Here is a 13,896-nt window from a genome sequence, read left to right as displayed (position 1 = left end):
CTGACGTGTCAGGTACTGTTGTGTCAGGTGAATCGCCCGCACCAGGCGGGTGCCCCACCGCTCTGCCGAGGTCCACGATGAAGCTCAGCTACGTTTTCGACGCCTACTGCGGCTGGTCCCACGGGTTCTCCCGGACTCTCCGTGAGGTGGTCTCGCGGAATCCGGAGCTCGACGTCGAGGTGGTCTCCGGCGGCCTCTTCACCGGGCCCCGCCGGGTGCCGATCCGCGAGTTCGGATACGTCCAGGGTGCGAACGCCAAGATCGCCGAGCTGACCGGCGCCGAGTTCGGTGAGGCGTACGACCGGCTGATCGCCGACGGTTCGTTCGTGATGGACTCCGAGGCCGCCGCACGCGGTGTCGCCGCCCTGCGCCAGGTCGCGCCCACGCGGCAGGTCGAGTCGGCCGCCGCACTCCAGCGGGCCTTCTACGTCGACGGCCTCAGCCTCTCCGACGCGGCAACGTACCGGAAGGTCGCCGAGGAGTCCGGACTGGACGCCGACGCCGTGATCGCCGCCTTCGAAGCACCCCGGGCTCAGGAGGCGGCCGAGGCCGACTTCCGCCGGGCGGCCGCCCTGGGTGTCACCGGCTTCCCCACGCTCCTCGCCGTCGACGGTGACCGGGCCACCCCGCTGGCCTACGGGAACGCCACCGCCACCGAGGTCGAACAGCGGCTCTCGTCCCTGACGGCCCACTGAGCTCCCCCCGTCCCCAGCCACCCCACACTCAAGGAACCAGCAATGAGCAGCGCTCTCTCCTTCAAGGTCCTCGACCTCGACTTCCCCGCGGGCAGCAAGAACAAGACCGCCACCCTCGTCACCGGCGAGAACGAGGCGCTCCTCGTGGACGCCGCCTTCACCCGCGCCGACGGTCACCGCCTGGCCGCAGAGGTCCTCGACTCCGGCAAGAAGCTGACCACCGTCTTCGTCAGCCACGGCGACCCCGACTTCTACTTCGGCGCCGAGGTCCTCGCCGACGCCTTCCCGGAGGCGAAGTTCGTCGCCACCCCGATCATCATCGAGCACATCCGGCACTCCTACGAGGGCAAGCTCAAGGCCTGGGCGGCCGTGGGCGAGAACCTGCCGACCCGTCTCGTCGACCTGGAGCCGCTGACCGGCGACCTCACCCTTGAAGGAAACCGCTTCGAGCTCAGGGGAGGCCCGGCCGATCTCCCCGACCGGCACTACCTGTGGCAGGCCGAGCACCGCGCGATCCTGGGTGGCGTGCTGCTCTTCCAGCAGGAGCACGTCTGGGTCGCCGACACCCCGGCCCCAGGTGACCGTTCCGCATGGATCGGCCTGCTCGACGAGATGGCCGCCCTGCAGCCGGAGCTCGTCGTCCCCGGGCACCGCCTGCCCGGCGCTCCCGCCGACGCCTCCGCCATCACCGCCACCCGCGAGTACCTCGTCGCCTTCGAGGAGGAGCTCGGCAAGGCGGCCGACGGCGCCGCGCTGACCGACGCCCTCGTCGAGCGCTACCCCGGCAACGGCATGCTGATCGCCGCCCAGATCGGCGCGAAGGTCGCCAAGGGCGAAATGCAGTGGGGCTGACCATGAGCGAGTTCACCACCTCCACCGCCCCCGCCGACGTCGTACGCCGCCAGTACCTGGCCTCGGCGGCCGGTGACCTGGCAGCCCTGCGCGCCACGCTCGCCCCCGACGTGGAGTGGACGGAGATGGCCGGCTTCCCCCTCGCAGGCACCTACCGCACCCCCGAGGGCGTCACCGCCAACGTGATGGAGAAACTCGGCCAGGACTGGGACGGCTGGGCGGCCCACGACGACACCTATGTCGTCGACGGCGAGAACGTCGTCGTCCTCGCCCGCTACACCGCGACACACAAGAGCACCGGCAAGCCGATCGACGTCCGGGTGGCTCATCACTTCGTGGTGCGCGGCGGCCTGATCGTCCGCTTCGAACAGTTCACCGACACCGCGCTCGTCCGCGACGCGATGACCTCGTGAGGTCTCTCTGATGAAACCGACCGTCGTGCTGGTCCACGGTGCCATGCACACCCCGTGGATCTTCGACCCGCTGCGCGAGCGTCTCACGGCCCGCGACATCGCCTCCCTCGCCGTGCAACTGCCCAGCAGCAACCCCGACAGCGCCGCCGCCCAAGGGCTGACCGAGGACGTCGCGGTGGTCCGTGCCGCCGTCGAGGGCGTCGAGGGGCCCGTCGTGCTCGCCGCCCACTCCTACGGTGGTGTTCCCGCCACCTGGGTCGCCGCCGAAGAGGACCAGGTCGTCGAACTGGTCTACATCGCCGCGTTCGCCCTGGAGCCGGGCACCTCGATGATGGAGTGGATGGGCGGCGACTTCCCGCCCACCTGGCACCGATCGCCGGACGGGCTCGCCGTCAAGGCGGGAGACGCGGAGGAGTCCGTCTTCAGCGGCGTCGACCCCGTCCTGACCGCCGAGGCCGTCAAACGCCTCAACTGGCAGGGCATGCGCGCCTTCACCGAGAAACTGGGCGCCGCGTCGGCGGACGTCCCGCAGACATACGTGGTGGCCACCGAGGACCCGGCCCTGCCGCCCCCCGTCCAGGAGCAGTGGGCCGACCGCGCCGCGCACATCCTGCGCGTCCCCTCGGGGCACTCCCCGCACCTGTCCCACCCCGACGAGGTCGCCGACGTCCTCGCGGCAGCGGTGGCACGGGCCGCGACCGGCGACTGACGTCGACCGGCCCCGACGGGGCGGGTTCCCGGCGTTCACGGACGCCGGGAACCCGCCTTCACGGACGCCGGGAACCCGCCTTCACTCATGCGGGCCGGACGGGACCGGTCAGCCGGCCAGGGGTGCTTCCGCTGCCTCGGTGAGGCTTGCCGCCAGCCACTGCTCGACGGCGGTGATGTGCACCGTCGCGGCCGAAGCGGCCAGCAGGGCGTCGCGGGACCGGAGTGCGCCGAGGATCTGCTCGTGGTCCCGGTGCGCGTGGGCCACCGCACGGCGGGCCTGGCCGGCGCGGACGATGCGCACCCGCTGGGTGCTGGTGGACAGCACGCGCAGCAGCATGGACAACACCGGGTTGCCGACCGCTTCGACGATCCTCGCGTGGAAGGTGATGTCGTGCGCCACGAAATCCTCCACGGTGGCCGACGACTTGGACCTCTCCAGGATGTCGCCGAGGTCCCGGAGGTCATCGGGCGTCAGCAACGTGGCGGCCATCCCGGTCGCCGCTGGTTCCAGGAGCCTGCGTATCTGGAACAGTTGCAGAGCGGTATGCCCCTGCGAGACGTCCGAGGCGAAGGAGAGCGACTCGAGGAGGAGTTGGGGCTCCAGGCTGGACACGTAGGTGCCGTCGCCCTGCCGCGCCACGAGGATGCGCATCGCGGTGAGCGCGCGGACGGCCTCCCGCAAAGAGTTGCGGGACAGACCCAGCTGCGAGGCGAGGAGCTCCTCCTTCGGCAGGCGCGAACCGGGTGCCAGCTCGCCGGCGACGATCATCGCCTTGATCTTGTCCATCGCCTCGTCGGTGAGTGCCACGCGCATGCCTTCCTGTGCCGGGGGATGGTGCGAGCGCCGCCTCGCGTCGCCGGGGCCGAGCCGGAGCGGTGCCCGGGCGTCGCTCCGGGGCGAACGGTGCCTGCCGCGGCACTAGTCCTGCCTCTCGCCGGAGGCGAAGCGGGAGATGATCAGGGCGACGATGATGATGGCGCCGTTCAGGAACTGGTTCCACAGCGCCGGTACGCCCGCCAGCGTCATGACGTTGACGACGAGCTGCAGGGTGAGGACACCCGTGAGGGCGCCGAACACCGAGCCCCTGCCCCCGTTGAGGCTCACCCCGCCGATGACGGTCGCCGCGAAGACCTGGAAGATCCAGCCGCTGCCCTGGGTCGCCGAGATCGAGCCGTAGTGGCCGCTGTAGAGGATGCCGGCGAACGCCGCGAGCAGGCTGCCGAGGATGAGGACGACCCACACGATCCGGTCGACGCGGATGCCTGCGGTGCGTGCCGCTTCGGCGTTGCCGCCGATGGCGTACAGCGCCCGGCCGTGCCGCAGCCAGGCCAGGGCGCTGCCGGCCACCGTGAACAGCAGCGCGCAGATCCAGATGGCTGCCGGTACACCGAGCCAGGACGCCTTGCCCAGATAGGTGAACGAGGACGGCAGGTCCACGATCGACTGGCCCTCGGAGAGGGCGACCTGGAGACCGCGCAACATCGTCAGACCGCCCAGAGTGACGATGAACCCGTTGAGCCGCAGCTTGAGGATGAGGAAGCCGTTCAGGGCGCCGATCGCCACGCCGACCAGGAGGCACAGCGGGATGGCCGTCCACTCGGGGAAGAGGCCGAGTCCGTTGAACCGCCCGCCGGTGGAGGGCAGGACGAGCCACACGGCGATGACCGGGGCCACGCCGATGGTGGACTCCAGGGAGAGGTCCATCCGTCCGCAGATGAGGATGAGGGCGGCGGCCAGGACGAGCAGGCTCAGCTCGGTGGACTGCTGCAGTACGCCGATGAGGTTGTCGGCGGTGAGGAAGGCCGGCGAGACGATGAAGCCGATCAGGCCCAGCACCAGGATGGCCGGGATCAGGGACAGTTCACGGAAGCGGCCGACGTCGAGCCGGCTCCGGGTGGTGTCCACCGAGGCCGGCGCCTTCGTGCTCGATGCGGGCTCCGTGACATCTGTGGTGGCGGACATGTCTACCTTCCGTGCTGGTGAGTGCCGGACGCCGTGGACGCGGCGGGTGGGGTGGTGGTGCCGGTGACGCCTTCGATGGCGGCGACGAGGTGTTCGTCCTTCCAGCCGCGGGCGAACTCGCCGACCACCCGCCCGTGGAACATGACCACGACCCGGTCGCAGGCCCTGAGGTCGTCCAGTTCGTCGGAGACGATCAGCGCGGCCTTGCCCTCGTCGGCGGCCCGCCGGATCCTGCCGAGCAGGAACTCCTTGGACTTGACGTCGACGCCGTTCGTGGGACGGATGGCCACCAGCACGTGCGGGTCGGTGGCCAGGGCGCGCGCGACCACCACCTTCTGCTGGTTGCCGCCGGAGAGGGCGGAGACCGGGGTGGCCGCTGCCGGGGTCTTGATGTCGAGATCGCGGATCATGTGCCGGGCGAAGGCGCGGGTGCGGGCGGGCAGGACGACACCGAACGGGCCGAGCTGGTCGGTGACGGTGAGCGTCGCGTTCTCGGCCACACTGCGGCCGTTGACGAGGCCTTGCAGATGGCGGTCCTCGGGGACGAAACCCACACCTGCGGCCAGGGCGGACGGGACGCTGCCGGCGCGTACCGCCCTGCCGCCGACCGAGATCCCGCCGGCCTCGGCCCGGTGCAGACCGGCGACGGCCTCGCCCACCTGTACGTTGCCGCTGGCCGCCGCTCCGGCGAGCCCGACCACTTCGCCGGAGCGCACCGACAGGGAGAGGTCCTCGCAGGCGCCGGGCACCGTCAGGGCGTCGATGCGCAGCAGCTCCGCACCATCCACCGGTGTCACCGGGGGCCCGCTCGCGAGGGTTTGGCCCACGGCCGCCTCGCCGGTCATGGCCTCCACGAGGGAGTGGTGATCGAGTTCGGCCACGGGCGCGGTCAGGATGTGGGCGGCGTCGCGGTAGACCGTGACGGTGGTGCAGAGGTCGTACACCTCTTGCAGGTGGTGGGAGATGAAGAGGAAGGCGACGCCCTGCTCCTGGAGGTCCCGGAGTTTGCCGAAGAGCCGGCCGATGCCGCGGGCGTCGAGCTTGGCGGTGGGCTCGTCCAGGATGATGAAGCGGGCTCCGAAGGACAGAGCGCGGGCGATCTCCACGAACTGCCGCTGCTCGACGGTCAGATCCCTGGCCCGCGCGGCGGGGTCGACGGCCACGCCGTACTCGGCGAGGAGTTCCTCCGCACGCTGTCTGAGCTGCTTCCAGCGGATGGGGCGCATCGCTGTGGGGCTCTGCCGGTTCAGGTAGAGGTTCTCGGCGACGGTCAGGTCACCGATGATCGTGGACCGCTGGTAGACACAGGCGACCCGGGAGCGCCAGGCGTCGATGTCGCCGAAGGCGGGGGCCGGTTCGCCCGAGAAGCGAAGGGAACCGGTGTCGGGCTGCTGGAGACCGGTGAGGATGGACACGAGCGTCGACTTGCCGGCGCCGTTGCGCCCCACCAGGGCGTGCGACTCGCCCTCGGCGATGCTGATGCGGGCGTCGCGCAGCGCGACGGTGGCGCCGAACCGTTTGCCGATGCCGGTCGCCTCGGCGACCGGTGACCGGGTTCCGGAGCCGGCCGCCGGGGTGGTGGCGGTGTCCGCCATGGTGTGTACCGTCCTTCGGGTACGGAGGGTGGGGCCGCGGAGCGCGGTACAGGCCCGGATCCGGGGTGGAGGCCCGGGCCGGGGGAGCGGGATGGCGAGGCCCCCGGCGTCGGCGTCGCCGCCTGCCGGTCAGTGCCCGACGCTGTTGCCCCACAGGGACTTGTCGTCCACGTTGTCCTTGGTCACCAGCGGTGCGGGCAGCTGGTCCTCCAGGCCGTTGGGCAGCTTGATGATGGTGGAGTCGTGGTCGGTCGCACCCGGCTCGAACGTCTTGCCCTCCGCCGCGGCCTTGGCGTAGTAGAGGGCGTACTTGGCGTAGAGGTCGGCGGGTTGGGAGATCGTGGCGTCGATCTGGCCCTTGCGGATGGCGTCGAACTCCTGCGGGATGCCGTCGTTGGAGACGATGCTGATGTGGCCCTTCTGCCCGGCGGGCTTGAGCAGTCCCTTCTGCTCCAGCAGGGCGAGGGTGGGCTGCAGGAAGACGCCGCCGGCCTGCATGTAGATGCCGTTCAGATCCGGGTGCTGGGCGAGCAGGGACTGGAGCTTGGCGGAGGCCACGTCGCCCTTCCAGTCGGTGGGCAGCTCGAAGACCTTGATCTTCGGGAACTTGGTCTTCATGCACTGCGCGAACGCCTCGGAGCGGTCGCGTCCGTTGATGGAGTCCAGGGCGCCCTGGAACTCGGCGACCTTGCCCTTGCCGCCGAGCTGCTTGCCGAGGAACTCGCAGGCCTTGGTGCCGTACGCCCGGTTGTCGGCGCGCACCACCATGTAGACGTCGCCCTTGTCGGGTCTGGTGTCGACGCTGACCACGGGGATCTTCTTGGACGCGAGCGAGTCGAGGGTGGAGGCGATGGCACCGGTGTCCTGGGGTGCCATGACGACGGCCTTGGCGCCGGTGTTCTCGAAGACCTGGACGTTGGCGACGAGCTTGGTGATGTCGTTCTGGGAGTTGCTGATCGGCAGGGCCTTGATGCCGCCGGACTTGATGTCCTTCTTCACGTACTGGGCGTAGGAGTTCCAGAAGTCGGAGTCGGAGCGCGGCAGGTCGATGCCGATGGACGGCTTGTCGCCGCCGCCCGAGGCGGCCGTGGCGGTGCTCTCGCGGTTGCACGCGGTGGCGAGGGCGAGTACCGCGAGGACAGCGGTGGCGGCTGCGGCGGTGGAGCGGGTGCGAGTGAGCTTCATGGCCGTGTTGTCTCCTTGGCAGGGCGGAGGACCGCGGGGCGTGGGTGAGGAGGTGCGTACCGGCCTGCCGGACGCGGGGGAGCAGGCAGGCCGGGCAAAAGGCGGCCCGGCACGGGGCGGTGCGGGCCCGCGCCCGATGGGGACGGACGTGAGGGACAGCCGGTGCCGAAGAGGTGAAGGCCCGCCGACCGGTACGGCCGACGGAAGTGCAGGGTGCAGCTGGGAAGCTTGAGAGTAGTCCTCCGATGTATCTCGGACGCCGAGGACGTTACGACGGCGTTGTCGATGCTGACAAGACTCCGAACCCACTGATTTGCGCGGCATGGACCAGGTCTGCTCGCCCACTCCGGCCCTCGCCCGGCATACCTGTGCATACCTGTAGGAGCGTCCATCGGGGTGTTCCGTCCCGGTCAAGGAGGCCACCGGCGCGTAGGGAAATACATCCGAGGTATCCGTTGCCAGCGGGTTTCTCTCGCGTCTACAGTCGCGCTGTAGTCATACATCCGATGACTGGGAGAGCACGGAAACCGGCCGTCGTCTCCCTCCGCGAACCGCCTAGGGCAAGGGAAGACTGCGAGTGAAACTGCTGAGAGTCGGCGCCACCGGCGAAGAAGGCCCAGCTGTCCGCACCGACGAGGGCCGGCTGCTGGACCTGTCCTCCGTGACCTCCGACATCGACGGCGCGTTCCTCGCCTCGGACGGTATCGACCGCGCCCGCACCGCCATCGCGGCGGGAGACCTCCCAGCACTGGACGCCGGCGGACTGCGGATCGGCCCGCCCGTCGCACGCCCCGGCAAGATCGTCTGCGTCGGCCTGAACTACCGGGACCACGCCGCCGAGACCGGTGCCGCGATCCCCGAGCGGCCGGTGGTGTTCATGAAGGATCCGGGGACCGTCGTCGGACCCTACGACCGGGTGCTCGTCCCGCGTGGCTCGGTGAAGACCGACTGGGAGGTCGAACTCGCGGTCGTCATCGGCCGACAGGCTCGCTACCTGGACGGCCCGGAAGCCGCCCGGGCCGTCATCGCCGGGTACGCGATCAGTCATGACGTCTCGGAGCGGGAGTTCCAGCTTGAGTACTCCTCGCAGTGGGACCTCGGCAAGTCCTGCGAGACCTTCAACCCGCTCGGCCCGTGGCTGGTCACCGCGGACGAGGTCGGCGATCCGCAGAACCTCGGGCTGCACCTCAGCGTCAACGGCGTGAAGCGGCAGAACGGACACACCCGGGACATGATCTTCCCGGTCGACCACCTCGTGGCCTACCTGAGTCAGTACATGGTCCTGGAACCGGGCGACGTGATCAACACGGGTACGCCCGCGGGCGTGGCCCTCGGTCTGCCCGGCGCTCCCTACCTCCGCCCGGGCGACACCGTCGAACTCTCCGTCGACCGGCTCGGCAGCCAGGGCCAGACCTTCGGCCAAGCGTGAAAGGCACGCCCGTGACCGCCATCGCAGCCCGGATCACCGCGCTCGACACGTACGACGTCCGCTTCCCCACCTCGCGGGAACTGGACGGCTCCGACGCCATGAACCCGGATCCCGACTACTCCGCCGCCTACGTGGTGCTGCGCACCGACGCCCCAGACGGTCCGGAAGGCCACGGTTTCACCTTCACCATCGGACGCGGCAACGACGTGCAGGTCGCCGCGATCGACGCCCTGCGGCACCATGTCGTGGGACGTTCCGTCGCGGAGCTCTGCGACGACCCGGGCTCGCTCAGCCGCGACCTGATCGGCGACAGCCAGCTCCGCTGGCTCGGCCCCGAGAAGGGCGTGATGCACATGGCCATCGGCGCCGTGGTCAACGCCGTGTGGGACCTGGCCGCCAAGCGCGCCGGGCAGCCGCTGTGGCGCCTGCTCGCCCACGCCGAACCCGAGTGGCTCGTCTCCCAGGTCGACTTCCGGTACCTCACCGACGCCCTCACCCCCGAGGAGGCCCTCGCCCTCCTGCGCAAGGGCCGCGCGGGACTCGCCGACCGCGAGGTGACACTGCTGGAGCGCGGCTACCCGGGCTACACCACGTCCCCGGGCTGGCTCGGATACCCGGACGACAAGCTCACCCGGCTGGCCGAGCAGGCGGTCGACGACGGGTTCACCCAGATCAAGCTCAAGGTCGGCGCCGACCTCGGCGACGACATCCGGCGCCTGCGCACCGCCCGCGCGGCCGTCGGCGACGGCATCCGCATCGCCATCGACGCCAACCAGCGGTGGGGCGTGGCCGAGGCGATCGAATGGACCAACGCGCTCGCCGAGTTCAAGCCCTACTGGATCGAGGAACCCACCAGCCCCGACGACATCCTCGGACACGCCGCCGTACGCCGGGCTGTCGGCCCCGTCAAGGTCGCCACCGGCGAACACGTGCAGAACCGCGTCGTCTTCAAACAGCTCCTCCAGGCCGGTGCCATCGACGTGCTGCAGATCGACGCGGCCCGGGTCGGCGGAGTGAACGAGAACCTGGCGATCCTGCTGCTCGCCGCGAAGTACGGGGTTCCCGTGTGTCCGCACGCCGGGGGAGTGGGACTGTGCGAGCTGGTGCAGCACCTGTCCATGTTCGACTACCTCACCCTGTCCGGCACCACCGACGACCGGGCCATCGAGTACGTCGACCACCTCCACCAGCACTTCGACACGCCCGTGGTCGTGCGCGACGGGCACTACACAGCGCCCCTCGACCCGGGCTTCTCGGCCACCATGCGCGAGGAGTCCATCGCCGCCTACCACTTCCCGGACGGAACTTTCTGGGTCGCCGACCGCGCCCGGCAGGAGAGTGACACATGAGCGAACTGTCAGGACTCAAGGCCCTCGTCACCGGCGGCGCCTCCGGTATCGGGCTCGCCACCGCACGCGCGCTGGCCGAGCGGGGTGCGACGGCGGCGGTGCTCGACCTCGCACCGTCCGGGGTGCCCGAACCGCTGTACCCCGTCAAGGCCGACGTCCGCGACGACACGTCGGTCCGCCTCGCCGTGGAGGAAACGGCCACACACCTCGGCGGTCTCGACATCCTGGTCAACAACGCCGGTGTCGGAGCCATAGGCACCATCGAGGACAACACCGACGAAGACTGGCACCGCGTCATGGACGTCAACGTCCTCGGCATCGTGCGCACCACCCGGGCCGCCCTGCCCCATCTACGACGCTCGGCGCACGCGGCGATCGTCAACACCTGCTCGATCGGCGCCACCGCAGGCCTCCCGCAGCGCGCCCTCTACTGCGCCAGCAAGGGCGCCGTCCTGTCGCTGACCCTCGCCATGGCCGCCGACCACGTCCGCGAAGGCATCCGCGTCAACTGCGTCAACCCCGGAACCGCCGACACCCCCTGGGTGGCGCGGCTTCTGGACGCCGCCGACGACCCCCAGGCGGAACGCGCCGCTCTGAAAGCCCGTCAGCCGATGGGGCGCCTGGTCACCGCCGACGAGGTCGCCGCCGCCATCGTCTACCTGGCGTCTCCGGCCGCCGCTTCCGTGACCGGTACGGCCCTCGCCGTCGACGGCGGTATGCAGGGGCTCAGGATCCGCCCGGCGGCCGGCTCATGAAGACGTCGACACTGGGCAGCACCGGTGTCCGGGTCACCGCGCTGTCGTTCGGGGCCGCGGGTATCGGCAACCTCTACCGCCCGATCAGCGACGAGGCGGCCCTCGCCGTGGTGGACGCCGCCTGGGACGCGGGCATCCGCACCTTCGACACCGCTCCCCACTACGGGCTGGGCCTGTCCGAACGCCGCCTGGGCGCGGCACTGCGCGACCGCCCCCGGGACATGTACACCGTGTCCACCAAGGTCGGGCGGCTGCTGGAGCCGAACCCACAGGGCGGCGGGGACGACGACCTGGCGCACGGCTTCGCCGTGTCCGACACCCACCGGCGCGTCTGGGACTTCAGCGCCGACGGGGTGCTGCGCTCCCTGGAAGCGAGCCTGGAACGGCTCGGCCTCGACCGCGTCGACGTGGCCCTGCTGCACGACCCCGACGACCACGCCGACCAGGCGTTGCGCGAGGCGTATCCGGCGTTGGAGCGGCTGCGCGACGAAGGTGTGATCGGGGCGATCGGCGTCGGGATGAACCAGTGCGCGCTGCCCGCCCGCTTCCTGCGGGAGACCGACATCGACGTCGTCCTGCTCGCCGGCCGCTACACCCTGCTCGAACAGCAGGGCCTCGCCGAGACTCTGCCGGAGGCCGCCGCTCGCGGCAGGAGCGTCATCATCGGCGGGGTGTTCAACTCGGGGCTGCTGGTCGCCCCGGAGCCCGGTGCGATGTACGACTATGCTCCCGCCCCGCAATCGGTGCTCGACCGCGCGCTGCGGCTGAAGGCCGTCGCCGGACGTCACGGCGTGCCGCTGCGCAGCGCCGCCCTGCACTTCCCGTACGGCCACCCCGCGGTCGCGAGCGTCCTGACCGGGGCCCGTTTCGCCGAGGAGGTGCGCGACACCGTGGAGCAGCTGCGGCAGCCGGTCCCGGCCGCCCTCTGGGACGAGTTGCGCGCCGAGGGACTGCTGACACCGGACACGCCGACCCCCGCCGGGATGCCGTCGGAGAAGTCGCCCTGAGAGCCGCCCCGCACACCAGAGCCGCGGGCACGCTGCCCGTGCCGTCCACGACCACTGCACCGAAGGGCTGGGCATCACCGCGCTGAGAGCCGAGGGGACCGGGAGAGAGCCCCGGGGGCCGGGGTGGCCCCCGAGGGTCAGGCGTGGCGCGGTCAGGCGACCGTTCCCGTCACGGAGCCTCCGTTCTTGGTCACGCGGTACGTCACGGTGGCCCCGCTCCAGAAGTGGAACGTGAGCGTCGCCTGCGCGCCGTCACGCAGGGCGTTGAGGTAATCGGCGGTCAGGGTGAGGGCGTTGCCGGAGTAGTTGGGAGAGAAGGCGCCGTTGAACTCCTGGTAGGGGGTCCAGGAGGTGTTGCCGGCGACGCTGCCGTCGGCGTACTTGGACTCCATGGTCGCCAGCTGGTCACCGCGGAACTGGGTGGGGATGCCGAGCCCGTCGGGGGTGGTGCCGCTCGCGCCCGAGAGCACCGGCCTGTCGTACGTGGTCACGTAGATGTTCCAGGGGACGCCCGCGGAGAAACGGGCCTGGATCGTCGCGTTGGTCCCGTAGGCGCGGTTGCCCGCCAGCCTGGTCAGGGCGGAGGCCGTGACGGTGAGCTGGTTGCCGGAGACGGTGTAGTCCCGGCCCTGGACGAGGCGTGTGTTGCCCTGCCAGAGGCCCCGGAAGGTGGTGCCGTTCGGGTTCAGGGTGAGCGACTTGGCCGTGATGGCGCTCGCCTTCGCCAGGAAGATCCGGTCCGAGGAGGCGGTTCCCGAGCGGGTGGTCCAGCTGGACTTGATCGCGGCGAACAGCGCGGGATCGGACCACTGCAGGGTGGTGCGGTTCAGGTGGTTCCAGGTTCCGGCGTCCCACAGGGCCGTGGTCACACCGGCGGTGCGGGCGTTGTGGCCGAGCTGCTCGTAGAACTTCAGCGCCTCGCCCCGCTCGATGCGGGAGGGGTGGTTGGAGTCGGGGAACTGGAGCAGGCCGTACTCACCGAGGTAGACGGGGATGCCCTTGGAAGTGAAGGTGGCACGGATCCTGGAGAAGTTGTCGCTCATGTCCTGCTGCGAGGTGGCGTCGAACTTGGTGCCGCCCGCGACGTTCACGCTGAACGGGTAGTAGCCGTAGTAGTGCACGGTGGCCACGAGATTCTTGTCGTTCAGCGACTTCATCTCGCCGGCCAGGGCGTCCAGGAAGACCTGGCCGGAATTGGTGTGCAGGGTGGGCAGGACGAGCAGCCGGCTCGTGTTGTTGCCTCCGGACTGGCGTACCACGGTGTGGAACGCCGTGTTCAGCTCGCTGTTGTACTGGATGCCCTGGGCGTCGGTGGTGTTGTCGAACTGCGGCTCGTTGTTGCTCTCGAAGAGCAGGGACTGCGGGTAGTTCCTGAAGGTGGAGGCGATCTGGGTCCAGGTGGCCTTGAAGCGGGCCAGCACGCCGTCGTGGTCGGTGGCGATGGTGTTGATCCACTGCCACGAGTCGTGGTGGACGTTGATCACCACGTACAGGCCGTCGGCCTGCGCCCAGTCGACCAGCTGCTTGACGCGGGCCATCCAGGTCGCGTCGATCGTGTAGGGCGCCGAGGAGGACTGGTGTCCGCTCCAGGTGACGGGGATGCGGACGCTGCGGTAACCCTGGGCCTTGATCGTGTCGAACAGGGCCTTGGTGGCCTTCGGGTTGCCCCAGGACGTCTCGTCGGGAATGGCGTCCAGGGTGTTGCCCAGGTTCCAGCTGGGCTGCATCGCGGCCACCGTGTCCATGGGGGTGGCGGCGAGCTTCGGGAGCCGTATCGGGAGCGAGCCCTTGTGGGCTGGGGCGGCGAAGGCCGAGGTGCCGGTCACCCCGATCATGGTGACCAGCGCCAGCAGCAGGCCGAGCAGGCGGCCGGGGCCGCGGCTGCGGCGACCGGTGAGGTGCTGCGTTCTCTGCATCATTGACCCTTTTCTTTCGACCGGGC

Annotated in this window: 13 protein-coding genes; 8 read left to right on the top strand and 5 right to left on the bottom strand. The window is 70.2% G+C overall.

Annotation, left to right across the window (positions count from 1 at the left end):
* Positions 1 to 77: 77 nt before the first annotated feature.
* From ACFY5B_RS24260 to ACFY5B_RS24245, 4 genes are read left to right on the top strand one after another with little or no spacing between them, the layout of a single operon-like run.
* Positions 78 to 695 (top strand): DsbA family protein, encoded by a 618-nt coding sequence (locus ACFY5B_RS24260; RefSeq protein WP_389972437.1) that lies wholly within the window; start codon positions 78 to 80, stop codon positions 693 to 695.
* 42 nt (positions 696 to 737) lie between these two features.
* Positions 738 to 1,547, top strand: coding sequence for an MBL fold metallo-hydrolase (locus tag ACFY5B_RS24255; protein ID WP_389972435.1), 810 nt, complete (start codon positions 738 to 740; stop codon positions 1,545 to 1,547).
* Positions 1,548 to 1,549: 2 nt separating this feature from the next.
* Positions 1,550 to 1,960 carry a nuclear transport factor 2 family protein gene (locus tag ACFY5B_RS24250; protein ID WP_389972433.1) on the top strand — a complete coding sequence of 137 codons (411 nt, stop codon included), beginning with the start codon at positions 1,550 to 1,552 and terminating at the stop codon, positions 1,958 to 1,960.
* 10 nt (positions 1,961 to 1,970) lie between these two features.
* A complete protein-coding gene (locus ACFY5B_RS24245; protein ID WP_389972431.1) occupies positions 1,971 to 2,669 on the top strand; it encodes an alpha/beta fold hydrolase in 699 nt (232 codons plus the stop codon).
* A gap of 108 nt (positions 2,670 to 2,777) precedes the next feature.
* On the opposite strand, the gene ACFY5B_RS24240 is transcribed toward ACFY5B_RS24245, so the two are convergent.
* The 4 genes from ACFY5B_RS24240 to ACFY5B_RS24225 form a co-directional block, all read right to left on the bottom strand.
* Positions 2,778 to 3,479 (bottom strand): FadR/GntR family transcriptional regulator, encoded by a 702-nt coding sequence (locus ACFY5B_RS24240; protein WP_389972429.1) that lies wholly within the window; start codon positions 3,477 to 3,479, stop codon positions 2,778 to 2,780.
* Between the two features lie 111 nt (positions 3,480 to 3,590).
* A complete protein-coding gene (locus tag ACFY5B_RS24235; protein ID WP_389972427.1) occupies positions 3,591 to 4,634 on the bottom strand; it encodes an ABC transporter permease in 1,044 nt (347 codons plus the stop codon).
* 2 nt (positions 4,635 to 4,636) lie between these two features.
* Positions 4,637 to 6,229, bottom strand: a complete 1,593-nt coding sequence (locus ACFY5B_RS24230) for a sugar ABC transporter ATP-binding protein (RefSeq protein WP_389972425.1) — start codon at positions 6,227 to 6,229, stop codon at positions 4,637 to 4,639.
* 129 nt (positions 6,230 to 6,358) lie between these two features.
* A complete protein-coding gene (locus ACFY5B_RS24225) occupies positions 6,359 to 7,414 on the bottom strand; it encodes a sugar ABC transporter substrate-binding protein (protein WP_389972423.1) in 1,056 nt (351 codons plus the stop codon).
* A 577-nt stretch (positions 7,415 to 7,991) separates the two neighbouring features.
* On the opposite strand from ACFY5B_RS24225, the gene ACFY5B_RS24220 reads away from it, so the two are divergent.
* From ACFY5B_RS24220 to ACFY5B_RS24205, 4 genes are read left to right on the top strand one after another with little or no spacing between them, the layout of a single operon-like run.
* Positions 7,992 to 8,843, top strand: coding sequence for a fumarylacetoacetate hydrolase family protein (locus ACFY5B_RS24220; RefSeq protein ID WP_389972421.1), 852 nt, complete (start codon positions 7,992 to 7,994; stop codon positions 8,841 to 8,843).
* An 11-nt stretch (positions 8,844 to 8,854) separates the two neighbouring features.
* Positions 8,855 to 10,192 (top strand): L-fuconate dehydratase, encoded by a 1,338-nt coding sequence (locus ACFY5B_RS24215; protein ID WP_389972419.1) that lies wholly within the window; start codon positions 8,855 to 8,857, stop codon positions 10,190 to 10,192.
* Complete coding sequence (locus ACFY5B_RS24210) at positions 10,189 to 10,947, top strand: SDR family NAD(P)-dependent oxidoreductase (RefSeq protein WP_389972417.1); 759 nt, start codon at positions 10,189 to 10,191, stop codon at positions 10,945 to 10,947. Before ACFY5B_RS24215 ends, ACFY5B_RS24210 begins: the two co-directional genes overlap by 4 nt.
* Positions 10,944 to 11,954, top strand: coding sequence for an aldo/keto reductase (locus ACFY5B_RS24205; protein ID WP_389972415.1), 1,011 nt, complete (start codon positions 10,944 to 10,946; stop codon positions 11,952 to 11,954). The genes ACFY5B_RS24210 and ACFY5B_RS24205 overlap by 4 nt, the downstream gene beginning before the upstream one ends.
* A gap of 152 nt (positions 11,955 to 12,106) precedes the next feature.
* Here the strand turns inward: ACFY5B_RS24205 and ACFY5B_RS24200 are convergent, their stop codons facing one another.
* Complete coding sequence (locus ACFY5B_RS24200; RefSeq protein WP_389972757.1) at positions 12,107 to 13,870, bottom strand: cellulase family glycosylhydrolase; 1,764 nt, start codon at positions 13,868 to 13,870, stop codon at positions 12,107 to 12,109.
* Between the last annotated feature and the right edge of the window lie 26 nt (positions 13,871 to 13,896).

Origin of the sequence: Streptomyces sp. NPDC013187, from assembly GCF_042899705.1 — a bacterium.
GTDB classification, from domain to species: Bacteria; Actinomycetota; Actinomycetes; order Streptomycetales; family Streptomycetaceae; genus Streptomyces; species Streptomyces hawaiiensis_A.
The sequence above is the reverse complement of the archived record's forward strand: the minus strand, read 5'-3'. Positions and strand labels throughout refer to the sequence as shown.

What these genes read in the sequence shown, in the direction of transcription:
- ACFY5B_RS24255 (WP_389972435.1), top strand. Translation starts at nt 738, where the DNA reads ATGAGCAGCGCTCTCTCCTTCAAGGTCCTCGACCTCGACTTCCCCGCG.
- ACFY5B_RS24260 (WP_389972437.1), top strand. Translation starts at nt 78, where the DNA reads ATGAAGCTCAGCTACGTTTTCGACGCCTACTGCGGCTGGTCCCACGGG.
- ACFY5B_RS24230 (WP_389972425.1), bottom strand. Translation starts at nt 6,229, where the DNA reads ATGGCGGACACCGCCACCACCCCGGCGGCCGGCTCCGGAACCCGGTCA.
- ACFY5B_RS24210 (WP_389972417.1), top strand. Translation starts at nt 10,189, where the DNA reads ATGAGCGAACTGTCAGGACTCAAGGCCCTCGTCACCGGCGGCGCCTCC.
- ACFY5B_RS24250 (WP_389972433.1), top strand. Translation starts at nt 1,550, where the DNA reads ATGAGCGAGTTCACCACCTCCACCGCCCCCGCCGACGTCGTACGCCGC.
- ACFY5B_RS24245 (WP_389972431.1), top strand. Translation starts at nt 1,971, where the DNA reads ATGAAACCGACCGTCGTGCTGGTCCACGGTGCCATGCACACCCCGTGG.
- ACFY5B_RS24235 (WP_389972427.1), bottom strand. Translation starts at nt 4,634, where the DNA reads ATGTCCGCCACCACAGATGTCACGGAGCCCGCATCGAGCACGAAGGCG.
- ACFY5B_RS24200 (WP_389972757.1), bottom strand. Translation starts at nt 13,870, where the DNA reads ATGCAGAGAACGCAGCACCTCACCGGTCGCCGCAGCCGCGGCCCCGGC.
- ACFY5B_RS24225 (WP_389972423.1), bottom strand. Translation starts at nt 7,414, where the DNA reads ATGAAGCTCACTCGCACCCGCTCCACCGCCGCAGCCGCCACCGCTGTC.
- ACFY5B_RS24205 (WP_389972415.1), top strand. Translation starts at nt 10,944, where the DNA reads ATGAAGACGTCGACACTGGGCAGCACCGGTGTCCGGGTCACCGCGCTG.